Source organism: Corynebacterium heidelbergense (assembly GCF_028609845.1).
In the GTDB taxonomy this organism is placed as follows: domain Bacteria; phylum Actinomycetota; class Actinomycetes; order Mycobacteriales; family Mycobacteriaceae; genus Corynebacterium; species Corynebacterium heidelbergense.
In genome coordinates this window covers 689843-714731 of the sequence record NZ_CP063191.1, presented here as the reverse complement: position 1 = coordinate 714731, position 24889 = coordinate 689843, and the positions used below count along the sequence as shown (strand labels likewise).

The window sequence follows — 24889 nt, the reverse complement described above, 5'->3', positions numbered from 1 at the left end:
CTGTTTTTTACCAGCTCCGAGCACCGGGCCTTTCCCCTTTTTGACGGGGATTACGCGGACTTCTGGTCCCGCTTTGCAACCTCCGCGTGGCTCAGCAGGGTGGGTTCCCCCTCCCCCTTTGCGGCTTCGGCGGTGATGATGACTTCCCCGGTGTTCTCGTCTTCCGGAATATCGAACATCACGGGCAAGAGTATGGCCTCCATGATGGAACGCAGCCCGCGTGCCCCGGTTTCGCGGGCGAGGGCCTGCTTGGCGATTTCCTGCAGGGCTCCCGGTTCGAACGTGAGGCGTACACCGTCCATGTCGAAGAGCCGTTGGTATTGGCGTACGAGGGAATTCTTCGGTTCCGTCAGAACGCGCACGAGGCTGTCCTCGTCAAGGTGCCCCACATGGGTGAGCACCGGAAGGCGCCCGATGAGTTCGGGGATAAGCCCAAACTTCACGAGGTCCTCCGGCTCGACAAACTTGAAGGGGTTGGGATCCTCATCGGCCTTGCTGGCCACCTCCGCACCGAAGCCCAGCCCCTTCTTACCGCGGCGTTCGGCGATGACCTTCTCCAGCCCGGCAAAGGCGCCCGCCACGATGAAGAGAACGTTCCTCGTGTCGAACTGGATGAACTCCTGGTTGGGGTGTTTGCGGCCGCCTTGCGGGGGGACGGAGGCAACGGTGCCTTCGAGGATCTTCAGCAGGGCCTGCTGCACCCCTTCGCCGGAGACGTCCCGGGTGATGGATGGGTTCTCCGACTTACGGGAGATCTTGTCCACCTCATCCACGTAGATGATCCCGCGCTGTGCCTTGGCTACGTCGAAGTCCGCTGCTTGCAGCAGCTTGAGCAAAATGTTCTCCACGTCTTCGCCCACGTACCCGGCTTCGGTGAGGCTGGTGGCATCCGCTATGGCAAAGGGGACATCCAGCATCCGAGCCAAGGATTGGGCGAGGTACGTCTTACCCGAGCCGGTGGGGCCCAGCATGAGGATGTTGGACTTGCTCAGCTCCACTTCCTCATCGTTGCGCCGGGCGGTGGCACTGGCCTCCTCCACCTGGATGCGCTTGTAGTGGTTGTAGACCGCAACAGCGAGGGTGCGCTTGGCTTCGTCCTGGCCAATGACATAGTTGTCCAGGAACTTCGCAATCGCCGAGGGGCGGGGCAGCTTATCGCCGCTGTCCGTCGACCCTGCGGGCAGCATCTCCTCTTCGATGATCTCGTTGCACAGCTCGATGCACTCATCGCAGATATACACGCCGGGGCCGGCGATGAGCTTTCGCACCTGCTTTTGGCTCTTTCCGCAAAAAGAGCATTTCAGCAGTTCAGCGCTTTCTGGCATGAAGTAAGGCCTTGCTTTCTATCGTCTGTGTGTCACGTAGGGTGCCGATCGTGACCAGGTTACCCCTGGACCCGCCGGGGCTTCGTAGTGCGCCGCGCGCGTGCGTGTCGACGGCCGCCATCGTCCGCATGCGTATGCACGCCCCAGCCTTCCGGGCCGATGACCACGCCGGCGAGAAAACGAATGTCGCCCCGGCCGGGCCCGACGCACGGGACCAACCGGGGCTGACGGGCTCTACACCCGTAGTGGATTACTGCTGGGCGGAGAGCTTGCGGTACTCGAAGACCTGATCGATGATGCCGTATTCCTTGGCCTCTTCGGCGGTAAGGATCTTGTCGCGGTCCGTGTCGATTCGGATTTGCTCGGCGTCCTTGCCCGTGTGGCGGGCCAGCGTGGTCTCCATGAGGGTACGCATCCGCTCGATCTCCTTGGCCTGAATCTCCAGGTCAGAGACCTGCCCCTGCACCCCGCCGGTAGCCGGCTGGTGGATCAGCACGCGGGCATTGGGCAGCGCGGCTCGCTTCCCGGGGGTACCGGCCGCCAGCAGCACAGCCGCCGCACTGGCGGCCTGACCCAGGCAGACAGTCTGCACATCGGGGCGGACGTACTGCATCGTGTCGTAGATGGCCATCAGAGAGGTGAAGGAACCGCCGGGGGAATTGATGTACATCGTGATGTCCCGGTCCGGGTCCAGCCCCTCCAGTACAAGCAACTGGGCCATGATGTCGTTGGCGGACGCATCATCCACCTGAGTTCCCAGGAAGATGATCCGCTCTTCAAACAGCTTGTTGTAGGGGTTGGATTCCTTCGCCCCGTAGCTAGAGTGCTCCACGAAGGACGGCAGGATGTAGCGCATTTCTGGCATCTGCATGGGTTACTTCTCCTTCGCAGAGGTGATGACGTGGTCCACGAATCCGTAATCCTTGGCCTGCTCGGCGGTGAACCAGCGGTCGCGGTCCGAATCCTTAACGATCTGCTCCAGCGGCTGGCCGGTGAACTCGGCGATGAGCTCGGCCATCTCTCGCTTAGTGTGAGCGAATTGCTCCGCCTGGATGGCGATATCCGCAGCGGTGCCGCCCACTCCGGCGCTGGGCTGGTGCATCATGATGCGGGCGTGCGGCAGAGCGTAACGCTTGCCCTTCGTCCCCGCAGATAGAAGGAACTGGCCCATAGAGGCTGCCAGCCCCATGCCGTACGTCGCGATATCGCAGGGGGCGTACTGCATCGTGTCGTAGATGGCCATCCCTGCAGTCACGGATCCACCCGGGGAGTTGATGTAGAGCGAGATGTCGCGCGTGGGATCCTCCGCTGAGAGCAGGAGGATCTGGGCGCAGAGCTTGTTGGCGATGTCATCGTCAACCTGGCTGCCCAGGAAGATGATGCGCTCGCGCAGCAAGCGCTCGAAGACGGAGTCATTCAAGCTCAACCCGGCGTTGTCGCCGGAGGCCTGGGTGCTCGAAAGAGAACTCATTGTGCTCCTTGAGTGGGTTTAGCAGTAATGGTTGTCCCCCAGGGTAACGGCGCTACCGGTCCCCTTGGGGCTCTTGGCGGGGTTGTTCGCTCTCAGCGCACGCGGTGCGTGATGCAAAAGGGGGCCCCGCGCGCAAGCAGAGGATGCGTGGGGCCCCCGGGGGTGGATCAGGCAGGAAGGCTACTTCTTGTCCTTCTTGTCTTTCTTATCCTTCTTGCTCTTCTTGTCCTTGTCCTTGGCCTTGTCCTTCTTTGCGCCGTCCTTGCCCTTGCTGTCCGACTTATTCTTCTTGCCAGACTTGCCGCTCTTCCCGGCTTCTGCAGGCGCTGCGACCTCGCCGGAATCAGCGGGCGCTGCGACCTCTGCAGCCTCAGCGGACTCTGTCGGCTCCTCGGACCCGGACTCGGTGGACGCCTCCGCCGACTCCTCGCTCACCGGCGCGGTGCTCCCGGCGTCCTCAATAGCTTCCTCCCCCTCGGCCGCATCCTCCACACCGAAGAACTGCTTGGGGTCGATCTCGTTGCCGTCGGTGTCCTTGACGCTCACCTTCGCAATGTTCAGCGCCAGGGCCTTACCGCGGCGCACATCGGCGAAGAGGCTGCCGAGCTGGCCAGCCTGCTGCAACTGCATGATGAACTGGTTGGGATCCATGCCGTACTGGCTGGCGGTGAAGGCGATGTGATCCATGAGCTCGTCTTGGGAGACGTTGGGCTGCTCGATATCCGCCAACGCGTCGAGGAACAGTTGAGTACGGATGGACTCCTCCGCGCCCTCCCGGGAACTTTCCTCGAAGTCCGCCCGGCTCATGTTCTGCTCGGCGAGCATGGTCTCGAAGACCTTCTCGTCCCCACCGAACTGCTGGATGAGCTGCTGAATCTGGCCCTCCACCTGCTCCTTGACCACGCTCTCGGGCAGGGGCACCTCGGTCTTCTCCAAAGCGGCGGCCAGCACCTTGTCCCGAATCTCCCCGGCCTGGGTGTTGCGCTGGCGCTCTTCAACCTGACCCGCCAGGGACTCGCGCAGCTCCGCGAGGGTGTCGAACTCGCTGGCGAGCTCGGCGAAGTCATCGTCGAGCTCCGGCAGCTCCCGCTCCTTGACGCTGTTGAGCTTCACCGTGACCTCGGCGGGCTCGTTGGCGTGCTCACCGGCGACGAGCTTGGATTCGAAGGTCTTTTCCTCCCCCTCGCTCATCCCCTCGAGGGCCTCGTCCAGGCCCTCCACCAGGGCATCGTTGCCAATCTCGTGGGACAGCCCCTCCGTTGCCGCCTCCTCGATGGCCTCCCCGTCCACGGTGGCGGACAGGTCGATGGACACGAAATCGCCCTTCTGCGCCGGGCGCTCGACGGGCTTGAGGGTGCCGAAACGAGCCTGAAGGTTCTTTAGTTCCGCCTCGACAGCATCCTCATCGGCGGTGAGGGGGCTGACCTCCACGGCGATATCCGAGAAATTGGGGACGTCAATCTCAGGGCGCACGTCCACTTCCGCCGTGAAGGTCACGTGCTTGCCGTCTTCGAGCTCCGCAATGTCGATCTCCGGCTGGCCGAGGACCTTAAGCTCGTGCTCGTCAACCGCCTGGCTGTAGCGAGACGGCAGCATCTCGTTGATGACCTGGTCCAGGACAACCCCACGGCCCAGCCGGGCCTCCAGGATCCTTGCCGGGACCTTCCCCTTGCGGAAGCCGGGCATGTTGACCTGCTGGGCCAGGGAGGCATAGGCCTTGTCGAACTCTGGCTTCAGCTCCTCGAACGGCACCTCCACGGTGAGCTTGGTGCGGGTAGCGCTCAGCTTCTCAACAGAGCTCTTCACGGATGCACTCTCCTGTTTGTCGTCTTAGATTCGTAGATGTTCGGGCGGTTCCTGCTCGGCTGACAGTCGCCGGGTTTTCCGGCTGCTCCAGGGCCAAGACCGCGCCACAGTTGGTTGCCCAGTTTATCGGGTGGCTTTTGCGCCGGTTCGCAGTGGGGTTCCCCTTGCCCCAGGGACGAAGAATGGGGCACCCAGAGTTCATCTGGATGCCCCACCGTATGTCGGGATAACAGGATTTGAACCTGCGACCCCTCGCTCCCAAAGCGAGTGCGCTACCAAGCTGCGCCATATCCCGGAGAAGGCCTACCGCCATCTGCGAGGCGAATCGGTAGCTGTGGTGCCCACGGCAGCCCACCTCGCGGTATGCGGGGGTTACTTTACGGAGCACGGCTAACCCCGGGCAAATCCAGCACTACGATCGGCTGTGACGCTCCCGCCGCAGCCGGACAGCCCTTGGCCCACAGCTCGACGGAAGATTTTCCACCAATCCCCAACTGCCCTTGCGCGCGGAAAGGCACCTATGAAAGTCGCCCTTTTTGCCACGTGCATCGTCGACGCGATGTACCCCGAAGTAGCCCAAGATACGGTCCGCATCCTGGAACGGCTCGGCCACACGGTCGTGTTCCCCGAGGGGCAGGCCTGTTGCGGCCAGATGCACATCAACAGCGGCAAGTTCCGCCAGGCCTACCCAGTGGTGGCCAACCACGTCCGGTCTTTCGAGGACACTAACTGGGACTACGCCGTGGCCCCCAGTGCCTCGTGCATCGCCTCCCTGGGCCACCAACACCCCATGGTCGCCCGCCACGCCGGCGACGAGGATCTCGCCGTCCGCGCCACCCAGATCGCCGATCGCTCCTACGAGCTGGCCCAGTTCCTCACCGACATCTGCGGTATCACCGATTCCGCCGAGCAACTGGGCAGCTATTTCCCCCACGCCGTCGCTTTCCACCCCTCCTGTCACGGCATGCGCCTGCTGCGGCTGGGCGACCGGCAGCGTAACCTCCTGGCCACCGTGGAGGGCATCACGATGCGCACCATCGCCCACGAGGACATCTGCTGCGGCTTCGGCGGAACCTTCAGTGTGAAGAACCCGCAGGTTTCCGGGGCCATGCTCTCCGACAAGGTGGAGGCCCTTATCGGCACTCAGTCGGACGTGTGCTCCGGCGGTGATGCCAGTTGCCTCATGCACATCGGCGGCGGATTATCGCGGAGTTCTCGCCTGGTTCCGTCGGATGGTCGGGCCCCGGTGACGGTCCACATGGCGAGGATTCTGGCGTCCACAAAAGAACAACCGCTCCTGCTGCCAGACCAAGGAGCCCACATGACAGGGGGGACGCTGCGATGACCACCACACCACTGGGAATGCCGGGAGTAGCCGGCCACGGCAACCTCTTCGAGGAGCACCCCTTCCCCCAGGTCGCCGAACACGAACTGGGCAATGTGCAGATGCGCACGAACCTCCGCCACGCCACGGAGACGATCCGTTCGAAGCGGGCCGCCCGGGTGGAGGAAATGCCGGATTGGGAACAGTTGCGGGAGGCGGGCAGCGCGATCAAGCAGGACGTCATGGCTCGCCTGCCGGAGCTGCTCGAGGAGTTCGAGCGCCAATTCTCCCGGCGCGGCGGGACCGTCCACTGGGCTCGGGACGCCGCAGAGGCCAATGACATTATCGGGCAACTGATCCGCGAAAACGCCCCGATCACGGCCGACGGTCGGCGGGAGGTCATCAAGGTCAAGTCGATGGCTACCCAGGAGATCGGCCTGAACGAATACCTCCACGACGAAGGCATCGATGCGGTCGAGACGGACCTGGCCGAACTGATTGTCCAGCTTGGCGGGGACAAACCCTCCCACATCCTCGTCCCTGCCATCCACCGCAACCGGGATGAGATCCGGGACATTTTCCTGCGCAAGATGACAGACGTCAACCCCGAGCTGAGCAACGAGCCCACGGAACTGGCCGAAGCCAGCCGCAAGCACCTGCGCCGGAAGTTCCTGGACACCAAAGTGGCCGTCAGCGGAGCCAACTTCGGCATCGCGGACACGGGCACGCTCTCGGTGGTGGAATCCGAGGGCAACGGGCGGATGTGCCTGACCCTGCCGGAAACCCTCATCACCGTGATGGGCATTGAGAAGCTGCTGCCCACCTTCCAGGACTTGGAAGTGTTCATGCAGCTACTGCCGCGGTCCTCCACGGGGGAGCGGATGAACCCCTACAGCTCCCTGTGGACCGGTGTGGCCGCGGGCGACGGGCCGCAGAATGTGCACGTGGTGCTGCTCGATAACGGCCGCACCCGGGCATTGGCCGACGAACACGGCCGCCAGGCGTTGCACTGCATCCGCTGTTCGGCGTGCATGAACGTCTGCCCGGTCTACGAGCGCACCGGGGGCCACGCCTACGGGTCCATCTACCCCGGCCCCATCGGCGCGATCCTCACTCCCCTGCTCACCGGGGTGGAGGCCGCCGAGAACGGGTCGCTGCCCTATGCCTCCAGCCTGTGCGGCTCCTGCTACGACGCGTGCCCGGTGAAGATCAACATCCCGGAGATGCTCGTGCGACTGCGCGCGCAAGACGTGGAGCGCAATCACCCCGGTGGCGGGCGGGTGCCGACGAGCCAGTTGGACGTGGCATTGGCCGGGGCCAGTTGGATGATGAGCGCGGGCAAGCGCATGGACCTCGTGGAGCGCGGTCTGCCCCTGGCCAACAAGGTGCTGCCCGCCGCGGGCATCTTCGCGCTGCCCGGTGTGGGCGGGAAGTGGACCAGCAGCCGCGACATTCCCCTCCCCCCGAAGCAGTCCTTCCGCCGGTGGTGGAAGCAGAACCGGAAAGGGGACGAGTAGATGAGCAGCACAGCAGGCAGCGCGAAGGCCGACATCCTCGGGCGCATCCGGGCGGCTTATGACCACGCGGGCACCCGGGCGCAGGGCGACAACTCAACGCCCCCCGTGGGCATCCCGCGCGATTATAGGCACCGTTCATCCGCCGAGCGCGCGGAGATTTTGGACGCCCTCACCGACCGCCTCGAGGACTACGACGCCACGGTGACCAGCTCCTCCCGCGACGAACTCCCGACGACGATCGCGCGGTTGTTGCAGGACGCGCAGAGCATTGTCACACCGGCGGAGCTGCCGGAACAGTGGTTCGCCGAGACCTCCGCGCGCAGGCTCGTGGATAGCGTGGCTGACCCCCTTAGCACGGAGGAGATCGACGCCGTGGATGCTGTGGTTACTAGCTCCGGGGTGACCATCGCGGATACGGGAACGATCGTCCTCGTTGGCCCGGAGTCCGGCCGTCGCATCATCACCCTGCTGCCGGATCATCACGTCGTGGTGGTTCCCGTGAGCGGCGTGGTGCACCTCGTGCCGGAAGCTATCTCCCGGTTAGTGGAACAGGGGTGGGAGGATCAGCCAATGACGCTCGTCTCCGGGCCGAGCGCGACCGTGGATATCGAGCTCATCCGCGTTCATGGGGTCCATGGGCCGAGAAACCTGGATGTGATCTTGCTCGAGGATTAGGCCCGGCGACCCGCCCCACCAATCGGCCATATGGAGCAAGAAAACCGCCGATGAGCAGTACCGCCAGGCACCGATCTCATCGGCGGTTTCGCCGTGTCGTGGAGGGAACGACGGGAATCGAACCCGCGTCTTCAGCTTGGAAGGCTGAGGTATTAGCCACTATACGACGTTCCCATTGCGGCACCCGCTGTGCGGCACCACGGCTGACGAGCTTACACCACCGCCTCTGCGGGCACCTAAACCGTCCCTACAGCCCCTTAAAGCCGGAGGGGCGAGGCACGTTGCGCAGGTTGGACTTGGCCAGCTCGAACATCTTGCCCACTCCCCCTTCCAGCACGGTCTTGGTGGCGGCCCGGGTGAACCCGGCGACCTGCTCGAGGGAGATGTCCGGCGGAATGGACAGCGCGTTGGGGTCGGTGACCACGTCCACGAGCACGGGGCCGGGGTAAGCCAAAGCCTCAGTGAGCATGGGGCGAATGTCCTCTGGACGTTCGATGCGGAAGGACTTGATCCCAGCCCCCTGCGCGATCGCGGCGTAGTTTACCTCCGCGTAGTCGGTGCCGTGGTCCGGCAGACCCTCCACCAGCATCTCCAGCTTGACCATGCCCAACGAGGAGTTGTTGTACACGATCGTCTTGACGGGAATGTTGTGGTACTTCAGGGTCAGCAGCTCACCCATGAGCATGCCGAGCCCACCGTCGCCGCACATGGCGATGACCTGGCGGTCGGGGTTGCCCATTTGGGCCCCGATGGCCTGCGGCAGGGCGTTGGCCATCGTGCCGTGCCGCAGCGAGCACAGCAGGCTGCGCTTGCCATTGGGATTGACGTAGCGGGCGTGCCAGACGTTGCACATGCCGGTGTCGGCGGTGAAGATGGCGTCCTCGGTGGCCACGTCATCGAGGATGTAGGTGAGGTACTCGGGGTGAATCGGCGAATGTCCGGGGTGGTCCTTCGTGTAGGCCTCGATGACGTGGCGCAGGTTCTTCTCCTGCTGCTTGAGCATCTTGTCCAGAAAACTACGGTCGGTCTTTTCGCGCAGCAACGGCAGGAGCTTGTCGATCGTTGCCCGGACGTCTCCCACGACGGGCACCTCCACGTGGGTGCGCCGACCGATGTTCTGCCCCTTGTTGTCCACCTGGGCGGTGCGCGTCCTCTTCGGCAGGAACTCCGTGTAGGGGAAGTCGGTGCCCAGCAGGATCAGCAGGTCTGCTTCTTCGAAGGCCTCGGTGCAGGCCCCGTACCCCAGCAGCCCGGACATGCCGACGTCATAGGGGTTGTCGTAGTGCAGGTACTCTTTGCCGCCGTAGGCGTGGCCGAGGGGGGCCTTGATCTTCTCAGCCAGTTGCAGGACAGCATCGCGCGCGTCCCGGCACCCCGCCCCGCCGAAGAGCGTGACTTTATCAGCATCATTGATGGCCTGCGCCAGGGCCTCGACGTCTTCGGTTGCGGGGACCACGGTGGGTTGTGTCGTGTGGATTGTGGACGCCAGGGACGGCGAATCTTCCGCGTCGTCATGCGCCAGGTCCCCAGGGATGACGAGAACGGACACGCCCTTGCCCGCCATGGTGGACTGGATGGCGTGGTGGAGGATCGTCGCGCCTTGAGCGGCGGAGTTGACCATTTCGCAGTAGCCGGAGCATTCCTGGAAGTGGGCCTGCGGGTGGGTCTCCTGGAAGTACTTGGACCCGATGAACTGGCTGGGGATGTGGCTGGCGATGGCCAAGACCTTGGAGCCGTTCCGGTGCGCGTCGTAGAGCCCCTGGATGAGGTGGGTGTTGCCAGGGCCGCAGGATCCCGCGCAGACGGCGAGCTTTCCGGTGACCAAGGATTCGGCTCCGGCTGCGAAGGCCGCTGCCTCTTCGTTGCGGACGTGAACCCACTCGAGATCGCTGTTTTTCACGGCGGCGACAATGGGGTTGAGGCTGTCGCCGACGATGCCGAACACTCGTTGGACCCCTTGGGCTTCCAGCGTGTCGATGATCTGCTGCGCAAAATTCTTCGCCATATACTGCTCTCCTCGAAGATGGCGCGGTTAGCGGTGCCGACGATCGGCACCGAAGTTGAGACCGGATCGAGTTTACTCCGGGAGCAATTTTCCTGCGCTCGGCAGGCATGAATTCGAGCGGGGAAAAACCGATTTAACCTGCTGTTTTCCCGCGAACTAAAAGTGGAGCAAGATTGTTTTTGGGACACGCCCAACAGGTGCTAACACTTCAGGTGGGCCCCCGATAGTGCAAGCAGGGAGCCCCTACTACTAGTCGAAACGCAAACACGGCAGTTGAGCGTTTGCGGATGTTATCCCCGACTAAACTAAAACACCATGAAACCTGAAATCATTAACCGCGATAGCGGCCACCGCATGTGGACTGCCGCCGAGTGTGCCGAATACGCCGGAATGGCGCGCGGCACTTTTACCAGCTATGCCGGCCGGGATCGCGCCCCCAAGCCGTCCGCCCGGCTACACGGCTTGACCCTCTGGGATGCAGAGGTCATCAAGGAATGGAAAAAGGGCCGGGACCGGACGCTGAAGTCGGACCGCTAACCGTCCGCGCCGGGCGCTGATCGTCCGCCCAGTTTGGCCCTCCCCCGGTTGCCTAGTCCTCCGGGAGAGCGGGCGGCTGTCCCGTCCGCTCGTACTCGGCGAGGATGTCGATGCGCCGCTGGTGGCGCTCTTCCCCGGACCAGGGCTGGCTCACGAAGGCGTCGACGATCTTCAGCGCCTCCTCCTGCGAATGCATCCGGCCGCCCAAGCCGATGAGCTGCGCCTTGTTGTGCTCGCGGGCGAGCTTCGCCGTCCCCTCCGACCAGGCGAGGGCGCAGCGCGCCCCGGGCACCTTGTTGGCCGCGATCTGTTCCCCATTGCCCGATCCGCCCAGGACGATCCCCAGGGACCCCTCGTCGGCAACAGTGCGGCGGGCCGCCTCGATGCAAAAGGCGGGGTAGTCGTCATTCGCGTCATAGGTGTGGGCACCGCAGTCCACAACGTCGTGTCCCGCACCGCGCAGGTGCTCCGCGATGACGTTCTTCATTTCAAAACCGGCGTGATCGGCGCCAAGGTAAATACGCATGGCGCGATTGTATCCCGGCGGGCCCCCGCCCAATCGACCGGTTAGTCGGCGTACTCGGCCTTCGGCCCCTCATCCCGGCTGCGCTTGAGCTCGTAGAAGTGGGCGTAGGTCCCCAACGTCACGGCGGCGTCGAAGAGCTTGCCGGCCGTCTCGCCCCGTGGGATCCGAGTCAACACCGGCCCGAAGAAGGCCCGCTCCCCCAGTTGCACCACCGGGGTTCCCACATCATCCCCGACCAGGGAGATACCCCGTTCGTGGGATTCGCGCAGTTGCTTATCGTAGGTCCCGCCCTCGCTGCCGTGGACCTCGGCGGCTGCGGCCAACTCGGCCGGAAGCCCCACCTCCGCCAACGCGGCCACGATAATGCGGTCGTAGCCGTGGGGATCCTGCTTGTCGGCCTCGCCCCGGTCGTGGATGCGGGTACCCAGGGCGGTGTAAAGCTCTCCCAGCTTGTCCGGGTGCTCCACCGACACCGCAGCGCAGACGCGGGCTGGGGCCCACGTCGCGTCGATCATCTGGCGGTAACCCTCGTCCAAGTCGTTGTCCTCGTTAAGCACCCCGAGGCTCATCGGAGCCCACTGCACCTGGATATCCCGGACCTTCTCCACCTCCAGCAGCCAGCGGCTGGTGACCCAGGCGAAGGGGCAGGTGGCGTCGAAAAACATGGTGATCGTCTTCGACTGCCCGCCGGACGGGGCGGAAGAGGCGCCCGGCGCGGTGACCGTGGCGGAGTCGTTCGTGGCGGCGGTTTCTTGCGCGTTGTGTGTCATGCTCCCCGAGTCTACGACGATCTGCGGCGATCGTCGGCTGGCCCCCGGGCACCTCCCCAGCGCGGCTGAGCAGGGCCTTGCGTAACCTGTTGGCCATGACGTCCACGAACCTGACCCGCACCGAAGCCCAGCAGCGATCCGCGCTCATTTCCAACGTCAGCTACATCATCGACTTGGATCTGTCCCGCGCGGCCGACCCGGAGATCACCACGTTCCCCACGGTCACGACGGTCAGGTTCACCTCCCAGGCAGGCTCGACCTTCCTGGACGCGCGCGTCCCCACGGTCAATTCTGTGGTCTTGGATGGCACCGATATCACCGCCTCGGCCGTGCCGGTCGGGGATGGGGGATTGTACGACGCCACCACCGGCGTGCTCCTTCAAGACCTCGCAGCCGGGGAACACGAGCTGCGGGTGGAGGCGCTGGGGGAATACTCCACCACCGGGCAGGGGCTGCACCGCTTTACCGATCCGGCGGACGGGGAGGTTTATCTGTACACCCAGTTCGAGACGGCGGATGCCAAGCGGGTTTTCGCCTGCTTCGATCAACCGGATATCAAGGCCACCTACGAAGTCTCCGTCACCACCGACCCCCAGTGGTCCCTGGTGACCAACAACGCGGTGCACAGCTCCCCGACCAGCGGCGGTGCAGGCACCGTCGTGCATACCTCCCGGGTGGACTACCGCCTGTCCACCTACCTCATCGCCTTCTGCGTGGGCCCGTGGCACGAGGTGCGGGATAGCTGGACCGGGACGATCACGCGGCACCCGGAGTGCGCGGTGGAGCACACCGCAGCGGCCCGGGAGCGCGGGCACCTGCAGACCAGCGGGGAGCTGACCGTGCCCCTGGGCCTGTACTGCCGGAAGTCCCTGGCGCAGTACCTGGACGCCGAAGAGTTGTTCACCATCACCAAGCAGGGGTTCGACTGGTACGCGGAGCACTTCGGGGTGGCCTACCCCTTCTACAAGTACGACCAGGTCTTCTGCCCCGAGTACAACATGGGCGCGATGGAGAACGCCGGGTGCGTGACCATCCGCGACGAGTACATCTTCCGCTCCGCCGCCAGTCACTACCAATACGAGCGGCGGGCGGACACCATCCTCCACGAGTTGGCACACATGTGGTTCGGGGACTTGGTGACGATGGCGTGGTGGGATGATCTGTGGCTCAACGAATCCTTCGCCACCTGGTCTGCGGCGATGAGCCAGGCAGGGGCAACGAAGTACACCACCGCGTGGGTGACGTTCGCGAGTAAGGAGAAGGCCTGGGCGTACAGCCAGGATCAGTTGAGCTCCACGCACCCGGTGTTCTCCAATGCCAGCGATATCGTCACCGTGGACGCGAACTTCGACGGCATCACCTACGCCAAGGGGGCCAGCGTTCTCAAGCAGTTGGCGGAATACGTGGGCCTGGACGCCTTCCTGGCGGGGATTCGCGCGCACTTCGTGTCCCACGCGTGGGACAATGCGACCTTCGACGACCTGCTGGGCGCGCTGGAGCGCACGAGCGGCCGGGACCTGTCCCACTGGGCCGATGCGTGGTTGAAGACGACCGGCATCAACACCCTGCACCCGCAGGCAACGGTGACGGATGGGGTGTATTCCTCCTTCCGGGTTGTGCAGACGGGGGCGCAGCCGGGCGCCGATGAGCTGCGCCCGCATCGCATCGGGATCGGCGTGTACGGGGTGGCCGATCCGGCCGGGGCCGAGGGCGCGAACAACGGCAACAGTGACGCAGCGGACCACCGCGAGGCAATCGTCCGGTTACGCAGCGTGGACATCGACGTCACCGGTGCCGTCACGGACGTGCCGGAGCTCGTCGGCACCCCGGCCGGACAGATCGTGCTGGTCAACGACCGGGATCTCACGTACGCGTTGATGGGCTTAGATCGCACCTCCCTGACCCACGCGACGGCGAAGATCGACAAGATCGCCGATCCCATGGCTCGGTCCCTCATTTGGTCTGCGGCTTGGCAGATGACCCGCAATGCCCAGATGCGGGCGCGGGAGTTCGTGGCACTCGTCGCTCGGGGAGCCGCTGCGGAGACTGAGCTGGCGGTGTTGGAGCAAATCCTGTCCCAGGCGCGGCTCGCGGTGGAGAACTACGCCGATCCGCGGTGGGCCGCAACCGGGTGGACGATCCTCCGGGAGGCTTTCCTCACCGGCGCCCAGTTGCGGGAAGGGTCGGCGGCGCAGTTGGCCTTCGTGCGGGCGTATGCGGGGTGCGCGCATAGCGCCGAGTCTGTGCAGGTGCTGCGGACTCTGCTCGCCGGCGGGGCCGAGGCCGAGCAATTGGTCCCGGGGCTCACCGTGGACCAGGATTTGCGGTGGTTGCTGGTCATGGCCGTGGCCGCGTCCGGTCGGGTGAGCGGTGATTCTGCCGAAGAGGTGGAGGCGCTCATTGCGGCGGAGGAGCAGCGGGATCGGTCCTCCTCCGGGGCCGCTTTGGCGGTTGAGGCCCGATGTGGTGTGGCGACGCCAGGAACCAAGCGCGAGGTCTACGACTCGATTGTGCGCGACGGTGCCACCATGACCAATCTGGAGTTGCGGCACCGAATTGCCGGGTTCAACCGGATGGGCCAGCGGGATCTCCGAGAGCCGTTCGGGCCGGAGTATGTCGCCCACGCCGTGGATTTGTGGAACTCCCTGTCCCCGGAAATGGCCCTGCGCACTGCGGAGGGTATGTACCCGGATTGGGACCTTTCCGAGCAGACCGATCAGGCCGTGGCACAGCTCATCGCTGCGGAAGATACCCCGGCCGGGCTTCGCCGTCCCCTGCAGGAGGGACGCGATCGCGTGGCCCGGGCGCGGGCGGCCCAGGCGGCGGATGCTCAGGCCACCTTCTACGAGTCCATCGGTGGGGAGGCGACGTTCCGCAAGCTGGTGGGAGAGTTTTACCGGCAGGTGCGCACGGATGACATCTTGGGGCCCATGTACCCCGAGGAGGATTTGTCCGGGGCTGAAGATCGCCTGCGGTGGTTCCTCGCGCAGTACTGGGGCGGGCCGGAGGAGTTCAATGCCCGGCGGGGGCATCCGCGGTTGCGGATGCGCCACGCTCCCTTCGCGATCGACGAGGCCGCCCGGGACCGGTGGCTGACCCTCATGCGCAATGCCATGGACACCATCGACCGGCAGACTCTTCCCGATGCTCAGCGGGCGGCGATGTGGGAGCACATGGAGCGGGTGGCTCACATGCTCGTGAACACAGCGCCGACGAATCGTGGGTGGCGCGCCTAGCTGGGCTGAGTGGTAGGTGGAAGGTGCCGGGGCAGCCACGTAAGCGGCGCCGGCCCACGCCGGTGGAAGCGGGCGTAGGTGGTGCCGGCCCACGCCGGTGGAAGCGGCGCCGACCCAACCGCCTCCGCACCTTCGTCGAAAGTCAGGAAGGCGTGCGCGCCAGGGAGCCAGGCCGCGGGGTATAGACCGTGCCTTGGAGCGCATCCACCCGGTTCCACTGCCCGTTCGTACTCACGCGGACGTAGTCGTACTTCCCCAGTTCAGGCGCAGTCGGAGCCGCGCTCAACCCAGTGGCCCCGAGTGCGGCGATGACCCGACCCGTCAAGCCCACCGTGGGGACCACCAGTGCACTCGGCTGTGAGCTGCCCCCGACCGGCGCGCCGGGCCCGGTGCTGGCTTGAGCCGAGTCTGCGGTATTCGAAGTACCGCTGGAAGCCGTCACCGAGAGCAGCTCCTGCTCCAACAAAGAGGGAGGCATCCCGGCGGGACCCGCATTCTCTGAGGCCTCCCGGCCCATCTGCCGGTAGAGATCACGGATGACAGACCCGGGGACCGAGTCCACCAACTGGTATCCCGTCGGCGCAGGCAGGGCCCCTGCCCACATCACGTCCATGCGCGGACCTAACGGGATCACGCCATCCACGCAGGACTGGGCAATGGCGTGTTTTAGCGCCGCAAGAGCGTGTTCCGCCGACATTACCGCGCCGTTGTCCTTCGCTGCCGGGCGCACCGCCCGCAGCCGCACGGCCAGCAGACTGTGCAGCGGGGTCGAGAAGTAGAGTTCGGCGCCCTGGCTCCTGGCGTCCACAGTGAATTGACGGACCCGGACGAGGGCAGCGCCGTCCATTTTCAACACCCGATGGGCCAGCGTGGCCGCTCGTTTTAGCGAGGTGAGAGCGGATTCTGCGGGGCCAACAAGCTCGAGTGCTGCGGTCATGGGACCCCAGGGTACTAGCGGGGGTGGACCGCGCGAAGTGGGATTGGAGCGAGACCGACCGGCCTGGGCGGTGGGGTTATGCCGAACGGTTGAGGGTTGGGGCTATGCCGTGCGGTTGAGGCGCTCGGGCTCAGGCTGCGAGTGCGCGTGGGCGGTGCTGGTGACGGCCTCGGCGGAGTCTTCGTCCTCGAGGGGGATGTAGAACATCATGAGGTTGTTGATATCGCGCTCCGACCATTCCCGGGACTTGCCGGTCATCATGTCCACCCCCACCATGACGGTGTCCACGGTGCACGCCACTTCGCCGAGGGAGTCTTTGATCTCCTGGCGCATCGTGCAGGACTTCGTGCCGACGTGGGTGACGAAAGTTCCCACCGCCACTTCGGACTCCCCCGGCGAGAGGGGCCGGGGGTAGTCGATGGTGGTGTGCCGAACGAAGAAGGGGGGCACGGCGATGTCCATCTCCGTGAGAACATCGCGGAGGAAAACCATGCGAGCATCCTGGGCGAACTCGAGGTACTTTGCGTTGTTTACGTGCTGATACTGGTCAAAATCTGACCAGCGGAGTTCGCGGTGGCAGCTATGCCAACGCGTGGACGTGGCCTCGTGGTCAACGAAGGGCATAGTCCGTCACCGTCCTCTTACCAATAGTTCCTATGGTTGCAGAACAGAAACTATAGCGGCAGAGGTGTGGGTCACGTCAACGACCAACACGCCTCAGGGGTCACACTGGCCCCAGGAGCCCCGGGCGAAAGCCGATTTGGGCTACCCCGGGGTTGGGTGGGCCCCGGACAAGAACCGGCTTGGGCTGCTCGGGGTTGGGCGGGAAGCTAGCGAGTGAGCTTGCGGTGAGTGACGCGGTGCGGGCGGGCGGCCTCGGGGCCTAACCGGTCCACCTTGTTCTTCTCGTAGTCCTCGAAGTTGCCCTCAAACCAGTACCACTGCCCCTCGGCGACATTGCCCTCCCACGCCAGAATGTGCGTGCAGGTCCGGTCGAGGAACCAGCGGTCGTGGGAGATGACCACGGCACAACCGGGGAAGTTCTCCAGCGCATTCTCCAGGGAGCTGAGGGTCTCCACGTCGAGGTCGTTGGTCGGCTCGTCGAGGAGGATCAGGTTTCCGCCCTGCTTGAGGGTGAGTGCGAGGTTGAGCCGGTTGCGCTCGCCACCGGAGAGAACCTTCGCAGGCTTCTGCTGGTCCGGGCCCTTGAATCCGAAGGCGGAGAGGTATGCGCGGGAAGGCATCTCATTCTGGCCCACCACGATGTGGTCCAAGCCATCCGACACGACCTGCCACACGGTCTTCTCCGGGTCGATGTTAGAGCGGTTCTGATCCACGTAGCTAAGGCTGACGGTTTTGCCGACCTTCACCTCGCCACCGTCGGGCTGCTCCAGGCCCACAATGGTCTTGAACAGGGTGGTCTTACCCACACCGTTCGGCCCGATCACGCCCACGATCCCGTTGCGCGGGAGGGTGAAGGAGAGATCCTTAATGAGGGTTCGGCCATCGAAACCCTTGTTGAGCCCGGTGACCTCCACCACCTGGTTGCCCAGGCGCGGCGGAGTGGGAATCTGGATCTCCTCGAAGTCGAGCTTCTTGTACTGCTCAGCCTCCGCGGCCATCTCCTCGTAGCGCTGGAGGCGAGCCTTGTTCTTGGCCTGGCGAGCCTTGGCACCAGAACGAACCCAGGCGAGCTCCTCCTTGAGCCGCTTCTGCAGCTTCTGGTCCTTGCGTCCGGCGACCTCCAAGCGCTTCGCTTTCGTCTCCAGGTAGGTGGAGTAGTTGCCCTCGTAGGGGTAGAGCTTGCCTCGGTCCACCTCACAGATCCAGCCGGCGACGTGGTCAAGGAAGTAACGGTCGTGGGTGACGGCCAGCACGGCGCCCGGGTAGTTGGCCAGGTGCTGCTCGAGCCACAGAACGCTTTCTGCGTCCAGGTGGTTGGTCGGCTCATCCAGCAGCAGCAGATCCGGCTCGCTGAGCAGCAGCTTGGCCAGGGCGACGCGGCGGCGCTCGCCACCGGAAAGCTTTGTCACACCCGAATCCCCCGGCGGGCAACGCAGCGCATCCATGGCCTGCTCGATCTTGGAATCCAGCTCCCACGCGTCCGCCGCGTCGATCTTCTCCTGGAGTTCGGTCATCTCCTCCATGAGTTCATCGGTGTAGTTGGTGGCCATTTCCTCGGCGATGGCCTCGTAGCGCTGTCGAACCTGGAAGATCTCCCCCATCCCCTCTTCTACGTTCTCGCGCACCGTCTTGTCCTCGTTGAGGGGCGGCTCCTGCTGAAGAATCCCCACCGTCGCGCCGGGATCGAGGAACGCCTCCCCATTGGAGGGCTGGTCCAGCCCCGCCATGATCTTCAAGATGGAGGACTTACCGGCACCGTTAGGTCCCACCACGCCAATCTTGGCCCCCGGGTAGAACGCCATCGTGACGTTGTCCAGAATGACCTTATCCCCGTGCGCCTTGCGCACGCTTTTCATCGTGTAAATGAATTCGCCCACGGTGACTTCTGCACACCTTTCCGTCGTAGTCCCAGCTCCGTGGCGGCTGCGCGGCCCGCGGAGCTAGGTGCTCCCGCAAGCCGCGACGATCAACCCGCCACTGCATCTAGCGGTCTAGTGTACGTGCCGAAGTGCCCTCGCCCAGGCTGCGGGGACTCGAGGTGTTCACCGCAGCCTAGATACTGCTCAGCTCACGCTCCCCCTCTCCGCGATCCACTTCGTCCCACAGGTTCTCCCCGGCACCGTTGTCCTCCGCCTCGGCTGGCATCTGCGGGGACCCAGTGGCCCCGGCACCGCTCATGTCAGTGGACCGAGCAGGGCCGCCGGCACCATTGTGCTCGGTACCGACCTGCGCCCCGGTAGCGGCGTCCCGCTCGGATTCCTCCCGCCCTGCGGTAGCGCGGAACGCATCCACACGGCGGGTGTTTAGGTCCACTCCCACATGGCTGGCCTTGATCTTTAACACGGAGCGGTTCTGGCATTCTCCGGTTTTGGCGTCCTCCACCTTCCAGGTGGACTGAATCAGCCGACCGATGACGAGGATGGGCGTGCCCTTAATAATGGAGCTCAGCACGTTGAGGCCGAGCTGGCCCCAACACTGCACATCCAGGAACATGGCCTCCCCGTCGCGCCACTCCCCTTCTGGCGTGCGATAGCGGTGGTTTACGGCGACTCGTAGAGCCACGAGAGTGCCGGTGGTGTCCTTCTTGACGATGTACGGCGCCGATGTGACATTGCCGGTCAAGTGAATGCTGGAAACGTTGCTGCCCATAGTTTTCCCCTCCCTAATGTGGTGTAGGCCCCGCCCCTGCGGTGGGCTAAGCCGGAATATCCCCGACAACTCCACCGTTTCCCGGTGGCCGCAGATGCGACGAAGGGCCCTAATGTCCCTGAGGCCGCCGAGGAGGAGGGCACCCAGCTCGTGTATCTCCCGATGCCGGACTGGCGCTTAGCTCCCCGGTGGCTTCAGTAAGACCATCGTGACACGCAGGGCGGGTGGCACCTCGGCCGCGGTCCGACAGCGGTGGGGAAAAACGGCGTTCGGAGCGGGTCTTTACACAACTAGCAGTCAAGGTGCTTGACGCCTGCCGGCCGGATTACGAACGGTTTAAGCCCCTATTGACTCTGGCCGTCGGATTTCTGCCGATCAAGCCCGGAGTCTTCCCTGGCCCTAGCTACATGTGCTCGCGCTGCGTGTTGATGACGGTGTCGGTCGGAGTGCAGCGCGGATTGGACCTGCTGGTCGGTGTACTCGCCTGTGTAGTAGGCACGATCGGCCTCTGTCCCCTCGCCGGAGGCTAAGCCCGCCAACATGGCGTTGTAAGCTTCGAGGTCAGCGTCACCAGTTCGCTCTTCCTTGCGATCGTAGCGGGAGGCCTCCCGCCGATCTGAACGCATCCACTGCACAGCGTGGGCAGCGCTGACCAGAACAAGCGGAATCTCACCCAGCCCCCACGCAATTCCACCCCCGGTATTCTGTTGCTGCATGAGGTCCACGGCGAACGGAAGGTTCAGTTCGTTGTAAAAGTCTTGGTTTAGTGGAGTGCTCATCTGCATCATCGCGATGCCGAACCACGCGTGGAAAGCCACAACTGCAAAGAGGGTCAGCATCTTGATAAACGGGCTTAGCTGCCGCGGGGCAGCATCTACACCAATGATCACCCAGTAGAAAACGTATCCGGAGATAATGAAGTGGATCATCATGAACAGGTGACCCGCGTGCTCCGGCGCCATCCAATCGAACAGCGAGGAGAGATAGAGGTAGTAAAAACCGATGACGAATTGAATCCCGGCCACGATGGGATTGGTTAGAAATCGAGAAACCGGGTTATTGATGAAGACCACGAGCCACTCCCGAGGTCCCGGCACCCCATCCCGACCGGCTGCGGGAAGCGCCCGGAGCAGGAGCGTCATGGGTCCTCCGAGCACCCAGAACACGGGGATCAGCATGGAGAGCATCATGTGTTGCAGCATGTGCGGGGCAAACATTGCCATGGCATACATGCCCAGCCCGGTGCAGGTCGCCAGGATGAGGGATATGTTGCCCAGCGTCCACCAAATCAGTCGGGAGATGGGCCACTCTACGCCCTTCTTCCGCAGGCTGAGATAAGCCCACATGTATCCAGCCTGGAAGATCAACGCACCCGTTCCGAAGACGAGGTCAAACCGGAAATGGGTGAGATAAGCACCGATCGACGGGGGCTCGGTCAGAGTGAATCCCAGCAGGACGTCTTGAACCGTCAGGTCCAGCTGTTCCGGCAGTGGCGGGGGAATTCGGGAAAGAGATATGGCTACCCCGATTGTCGCCGCCATGACCAGTACTTCGCCGATTGCCAGCCGGATGAAGGGTGCCCGCTGCGCATCCGTCATGGCCCCCTTGGGCCCCTCGGCTGCCTGCAACTGCGGCAGGATGCGCTGCCGCTGGCGCCATCCGAAAACGCCCAGGACGATGATCAGTAGCGCTTTCAGAGCGATGATCCGACCATAGTCCGTGGTAAACCACTCGCTGAACTTCACCCGCAGCGCGGCGTTCACCAAACCGGAGATGGCCAACGTGATGATTGCAAACAGGGCCAGGAAACTGTAGCGGGAGGTGATGACCGCCAGGTGCGGGCCCCGCCGCTTGGCATGGGCGATGAGCGCCATCAGTCCGCCCACCCACAGCGCGGTGAAGACGATGTGCCACAAAAGCGAGTTCACCCCGAAATCGTGATTACCCCCGGACGCGGAGTGCCCCTCCAGTCCGAGGGGTACGAGGGTGAGCACGCTGAGTGCGAGAAAGACTGGCTGCCAGATCCACCGGCGGGTCAGCAGGGACACGAGCCACAGGAACCCGGCGAAGATCGCCACCCACAGCCATGCCAGCGCTGCGGAAACCTGTTGGATAGCGGGCCCCCACAAATCTGGTTTCAGGGTCTGGGATAGAGGCGCGCCGGAAACGTCAGACATGGACAGGGGGATCATCACGAGCGCAGAGACGGCCCAGAGGAACATGCACCATGTGCCGGTGCGGGACGCTCGATAGCCGTCGAGGTCAAGCATGCCGTCCTTGCGGGGCGGGGCCCCGAGCGCCGCCATGAGGAACGATCCCACACCGAGGCACGCGATGACGGTCGCCGCCGCCCGCAGGAAGGGCAGGCCCACGGAAGTTAGGGCTCCCGGGTCGGGAATGCCGAGCGCTCGCAGCGAATCACCGAGGTAGACGAAGCCGATCAGGGCTCCAACGATGCCTGCGATCAGCGCCGCCGCGAGGTACACGATGGCCGGGGTACGCATCACAGTTGGGCCCGCCGGGGTCGGGCGCTCAGCGGGCTGGTCAGCGGTGCGGGGTTGCTGTTCCACGTGCGTGGTTGCCATAGGTCTGACCTTACCGCCCAGGGCCTCGCAGCCCCTACCGGCCGATAACAGAATGCCCAAATTTACATTTGAAGCCCATGTTCGATCTCACCGTCGCCTGAGATCCCTGAGCGGTATACCCGCGGTCTGTAACCCCATACGGAGACGGTTCGGCCGCAGGTGGCCTTTTCCGTTGATGCGAGGGGTCCGCTAGTCTCTGATTCTGGGGCGACCCAACGTGGCCGACCCGGCCCCTCAGCCTCCGTAGCTCAGTGGATTAGAGCAGTGGGTTTCTACCCCATGTGTCGCGGGTTCGAATCCTGCCGGGGGCACAAAGTTTCTTCGCGATGTGCCAGCCAGTTTGGCCTCGGTGTCCTCCTTCGAGTGCTTCAGAACATCCCGGTAACGTGGGCAGCAAATCGGCGCAGATCACCGCTGACCGAATAGTCCGATGAAGGAGAGTTCCCCACCGCATGTCTGACAATAATTCCCTCCCCTCCCCCCGCCCGGGTTCATACGCCGTGGTGACAGGGGCTTCCTCTGGCATCGGCCAGGCCATTGCCCTCGAGCTGGGCCGCCGGGGTCACGACCTCATTCTGGTCGCCCGCACCGTGCCCCCTATGAGCTTCATCGCGGAGCAGTTGCCGGAGCGCGACGTGAAAATTCGCAGCGTGGACCTCGCAAACGCGGCGGCCCGGGGCGAGTTCCTTACGGAATTGCGGGACACAACGGTACATATGATCGTCAACTCTGCAGGCATCGCCACGTTCGGCAAATTCCACCAGTTGCCCTACGATTTCGAGCGCTCCCAGTTCGAACTCAACGCTACGGCCCTATTCGAACTCACTGCAGCAGTGCTGCCGGGAATGGTGGAGCGCCGGGAGGGGGGCATTGTCAACGTCGGTTCGGTTGCCGGGAACATGGTGATTCCGAATAACGCGACTTATGTGGGCACCAAGGCCATGGTGAACTTGTACACGGAGTCCCTGCACTACGAGCTGCTGGGCACCGGGGTGAAGTGCACGCTGCTGGCCCCGGGGCCGGTCCGGGAGGCCCGCAAGGAGGAAGAAAAGCGAACGGGTATCGATCGGGTTACTCCGGATTTCATCTGGACTACCTACGAGGATTGCGCGGTGGATACGTTGAACGCATTGGCCGCCAACAAGGTGCGGGTGGTCCCCGGCCCGCTGTCCAAATTGATGAATGTTTTTGGCCTTTATGTTCCACACCGCCTCTCCGCCCCGCTCATGGGCAAGCTGTACGGGAAAATGGCGGCCGAGGTCGCTGGGCAACAAGCCCAGAAAAGTGCGCAGGCCCGTCAAAGTGGATCGGAAGGAATGTCTTCATGACGCCCCCAACACAGCACCCCACCCAGGATTCGTCAACGCCGAAGCGAGGCGCCGGGTCCGGCGCCCCGGAATTGGCGTCCAGTAACCCGGAGGCGTACACAACCCCCAACCAGATCGCGAAGAACGACCGCATCGTCTGGGCGGACTGCGAAATGACGGGCTTGGACCCGGACCGGCACGTGCTGGTGGAGATTGCTGTGATCGTCACCGACGCGCAGCTCACGCCGCTGGACGAGGGGATCGACCTGGTCATTCACGCGACGGAGGAGGAGCTGGCGCAGATGGATGACGTGGTCGTCGCGATGCACGGCAACTCGGGTTTGACGGAGCAGATCCGGGCGTCGACGCTGAGCCTCGCGGAGGCGGAGCGGCTGGTGCTGGCGTATGTGCAGCGTTTCGTGCCGCAGGCTCGCTCCGCTCCGCTGGCTGGTAACTCGATCGCGACGGACCGGACTTTCATCGCGCGGTACATGCCGCGGCTCGATGAGTTCCTGCACTACCGGATGATCGACGTGTCCAGCTTCAAGGAGGTGGCCCGGCGCTGGTTCCCCGCCGTGTACAACGGGCAGCCGGAGAAGGGGTTGGCGCACCGTGCGCTGGCGGATATTCGGGAGTCCATTGGCGAGCTGGAGTTCTACCGTCGCACGATGCTGGTTCCCGAGGAGCCGGACGCCGATCGCATCCGGCAGGCGGCCGACGCGATCCACGTCGACGGCGCGCCCGGCGGGCAGGTGTAGATGGGGTTGGGTGAGCGCGGCTTTGACACCCGGCCGACCGACGCATCCCACCGGAGCAATCACTCAATCAGCCCACCACCGAACCCCGCCGGCAGCCACCCCGGCGCCCCATCAACGCATCCCGCCGGTGCGAACACGCCCAGCCGGCAGCCACCCCGGCGCCCCGTCAACGCATCCCGTGCAAGCCACCTAGTCTCCGCCTGACTAGCACTTTTGGTTGCTAGGCGGCGGTTGGTCTAACATGTACCTCGCTGCTCACGCGCCTTATGGCGCGAGGGTGGCGCAATGGTGACTGTAGTTCAGCTGGTAGAGCACCAGGTTGTGATCCTGGGTGTCGCGGGTTCGAGTCCCGTCAGTCACCCCAGAGCATCAGGCCCCGAACCGATCATGTTGGTTCGGGGCCTAGCGCGTGTCCGCCCCAACCCGCACCGGCCCATTCCCGCAATCGCTCCGTAACCGTTAGTTTCCCACCTGTGCTGTGCCAGCTAGCCCGTCCCTACGCTCAGGACGCATTATCAGCCAGCCGCACACTCCACGAAAGCGCTTAAAGGGGCGAAACCCCGGACACCCTCGAACCCACCACCTGGCAAAACACCCCTCGAACCCGCCAGAAGTGTCCGGGAAAACGCCCCTCAGCGCTACCTCACCCCGAATCACTCGTAGGGAGCCCTGCGTTTTCACCGGTTTCGTGCAGAAAATCCCCCACTTCGCGACATCGAACCGATAAAACGGGCTATCCCGCCTCAAAGAGGGGCCGGGGTGGCCCGCTAAATTGGAGGAAACATGCCATGGGCCCGGAAGGTTGTCGGCGGCGTCAGCTTATGTTGCTGCTAGCCA

General features: G+C 64.1%; 19 protein-coding genes and 4 tRNA genes. 9 read left to right on the top strand and 14 right to left on the bottom strand.

The features are described from left to right. Positions 1-50: 50 nt before the first annotated feature. From clpX to CHEID_RS03175, 5 genes are all read right to left on the bottom strand, one after another. Positions 51-1325, bottom strand: coding sequence for an ATP-dependent Clp protease ATP-binding subunit ClpX (gene clpX / locus CHEID_RS03195; RefSeq protein WP_112768897.1), 1275 nt, complete (start codon positions 1323-1325; stop codon positions 51-53). 250 nt (positions 1326-1575) lie between these two features. Beyond that, on the bottom strand, positions 1576-2196 hold the full coding sequence (locus CHEID_RS03190; protein WP_112768896.1) for an ATP-dependent Clp protease proteolytic subunit: 621 nt from the start codon (positions 2194-2196) through the stop codon (positions 1576-1578). Between the two features lie 3 nt (positions 2197-2199). After that, positions 2200-2796: an ATP-dependent Clp protease proteolytic subunit gene (locus CHEID_RS03185; protein WP_112768895.1), complete on the bottom strand. Its 597-nt coding sequence runs from the start codon at positions 2794-2796 to the stop codon at positions 2200-2202. Positions 2797-2976: 180 nt separating this feature from the next. Continuing rightward, the gene (gene tig / locus CHEID_RS03180) at positions 2977-4602 is read right to left on the bottom strand and encodes a trigger factor (RefSeq protein WP_112768894.1); all 1626 of its coding nucleotides are present in this window, start codon (positions 4600-4602) and stop codon (positions 2977-2979) included. 221 nt (positions 4603-4823) lie between these two features. Further along, positions 4824-4897: transfer RNA gene (locus CHEID_RS03175), tRNA-Pro, on the bottom strand. A gap of 225 nt (positions 4898-5122) precedes the next feature. On the opposite strand from CHEID_RS03175, the gene CHEID_RS03170 reads away from it, so the two are divergent. From CHEID_RS03170 to CHEID_RS03160, 3 genes are read left to right on the top strand one after another with little or no spacing between them, the layout of a single operon-like run. Next, positions 5123-5947 carry a (Fe-S)-binding protein gene (locus CHEID_RS03170; protein ID WP_112768893.1) on the top strand — a complete coding sequence of 275 codons (825 nt, stop codon included), beginning with the start codon at positions 5123-5125 and terminating at the stop codon, positions 5945-5947. After that, entirely contained in the window at positions 5944-7443 is a 1500-nt protein-coding gene (locus tag CHEID_RS03165; RefSeq protein ID WP_112768892.1) for a LutB/LldF family L-lactate oxidation iron-sulfur protein, read from the top strand. Before CHEID_RS03170 ends, CHEID_RS03165 begins: the two co-directional genes overlap by 4 nt. Continuing rightward, positions 7444-8118 (top strand): LutC/YkgG family protein, encoded by a 675-nt coding sequence (locus CHEID_RS03160; protein WP_112768891.1) that lies wholly within the window; start codon positions 7444-7446, stop codon positions 8116-8118. A gap of 99 nt (positions 8119-8217) precedes the next feature. Here CHEID_RS03160 and CHEID_RS03155 read toward each other — a convergent pair. Both CHEID_RS03155 and CHEID_RS03150 read right to left on the bottom strand, forming a co-directional pair. Next, positions 8218-8292, bottom strand: a tRNA-Gly gene (locus CHEID_RS03155). Positions 8293-8365: 73 nt separating this feature from the next. Continuing rightward, positions 8366-10123, bottom strand: coding sequence for a pyruvate dehydrogenase (locus tag CHEID_RS03150; RefSeq protein ID WP_112768890.1), 1758 nt, complete (start codon positions 10121-10123; stop codon positions 8366-8368). A gap of 315 nt (positions 10124-10438) precedes the next feature. Here CHEID_RS03150 and CHEID_RS03145 point away from each other — a divergent pair, with 315 nt between their 5' ends. Continuing rightward, a complete protein-coding gene (locus CHEID_RS03145) occupies positions 10439-10660 on the top strand; it encodes a hypothetical protein (protein ID WP_112768889.1) in 222 nt (73 codons plus the stop codon). Positions 10661-10712: 52 nt separating this feature from the next. Here CHEID_RS03145 and CHEID_RS03140 read toward each other — a convergent pair whose 3' ends face one another. Further along, a complete protein-coding gene (locus CHEID_RS03140; RefSeq protein ID WP_112768888.1) occupies positions 10713-11186 on the bottom strand; it encodes a ribose-5-phosphate isomerase in 474 nt (157 codons plus the stop codon). A gap of 41 nt (positions 11187-11227) precedes the next feature. Then, positions 11228-11851, bottom strand: a complete 624-nt coding sequence (locus tag CHEID_RS03135) for a mycothiol-dependent nitroreductase Rv2466c family protein (protein WP_112768887.1) — start codon at positions 11849-11851, stop codon at positions 11228-11230. Between the two features lie 200 nt (positions 11852-12051). On the opposite strand from CHEID_RS03135, the gene pepN reads away from it, so the two are divergent. Then, positions 12052-15192, top strand: coding sequence for an aminopeptidase N (pepN, locus tag CHEID_RS03130; protein ID WP_112768885.1), 3141 nt, complete (start codon positions 12052-12054; stop codon positions 15190-15192). Positions 15193-15334: 142 nt separating this feature from the next. Here pepN and CHEID_RS03125 read toward each other — a convergent pair whose 3' ends face one another. The 5 genes from CHEID_RS03125 to CHEID_RS03105 all read right to left on the bottom strand — a co-directional run bounded on the left by CHEID_RS03125 (position 15335) and on the right by CHEID_RS03105 (position 21987). Continuing rightward, positions 15335-16129, bottom strand: a complete 795-nt coding sequence (locus tag CHEID_RS03125) for a DUF8185 domain-containing protein (protein ID WP_146743817.1) — start codon at positions 16127-16129, stop codon at positions 15335-15337. Between the two features lie 102 nt (positions 16130-16231). Continuing rightward, entirely contained in the window at positions 16232-16753 is a 522-nt protein-coding gene (locus tag CHEID_RS03120; protein WP_112768883.1) for an acyl-CoA thioesterase, read from the bottom strand. Between the two features lie 206 nt (positions 16754-16959). Beyond that, positions 16960-18630, bottom strand: a complete 1671-nt coding sequence (gene ettA / locus CHEID_RS03115; protein ID WP_112768882.1) for an energy-dependent translational throttle protein EttA — start codon at positions 18628-18630, stop codon at positions 16960-16962. Between the two features lie 175 nt (positions 18631-18805). Further along, entirely contained in the window at positions 18806-19402 is a 597-nt protein-coding gene (locus CHEID_RS03110) for a single-stranded DNA-binding protein (protein WP_112768881.1), read from the bottom strand. A 344-nt stretch (positions 19403-19746) separates the two neighbouring features. Then, a complete protein-coding gene (locus CHEID_RS03105; RefSeq protein WP_420536381.1) occupies positions 19747-21987 on the bottom strand; it encodes a bifunctional copper resistance protein CopD/cytochrome c oxidase assembly protein in 2241 nt (746 codons plus the stop codon). 237 nt (positions 21988-22224) lie between these two features. Here CHEID_RS03105 and CHEID_RS03100 point away from each other — a divergent pair. From CHEID_RS03100 to CHEID_RS03085, 4 genes are all read left to right on the top strand, one after another. Further along, a tRNA-Arg gene (locus tag CHEID_RS03100) sits at positions 22225-22298 on the top strand. A gap of 141 nt (positions 22299-22439) precedes the next feature. After that, positions 22440-23315: a mycolate reductase gene (gene cmrA / locus CHEID_RS03095; RefSeq protein WP_112768880.1), complete on the top strand. Its 876-nt coding sequence runs from the start codon at positions 22440-22442 to the stop codon at positions 23313-23315. A 71-nt stretch (positions 23316-23386) separates the two neighbouring features. Further along, on the top strand, positions 23387-24052 hold the full coding sequence (gene orn, locus CHEID_RS03090; RefSeq protein WP_420536394.1) for an oligoribonuclease: 666 nt from the start codon (positions 23387-23389) through the stop codon (positions 24050-24052). A gap of 288 nt (positions 24053-24340) precedes the next feature. Further along, positions 24341-24416, top strand: a tRNA-His gene (locus CHEID_RS03085). Positions 24417-24889: the final 473 nt, after the last annotated feature.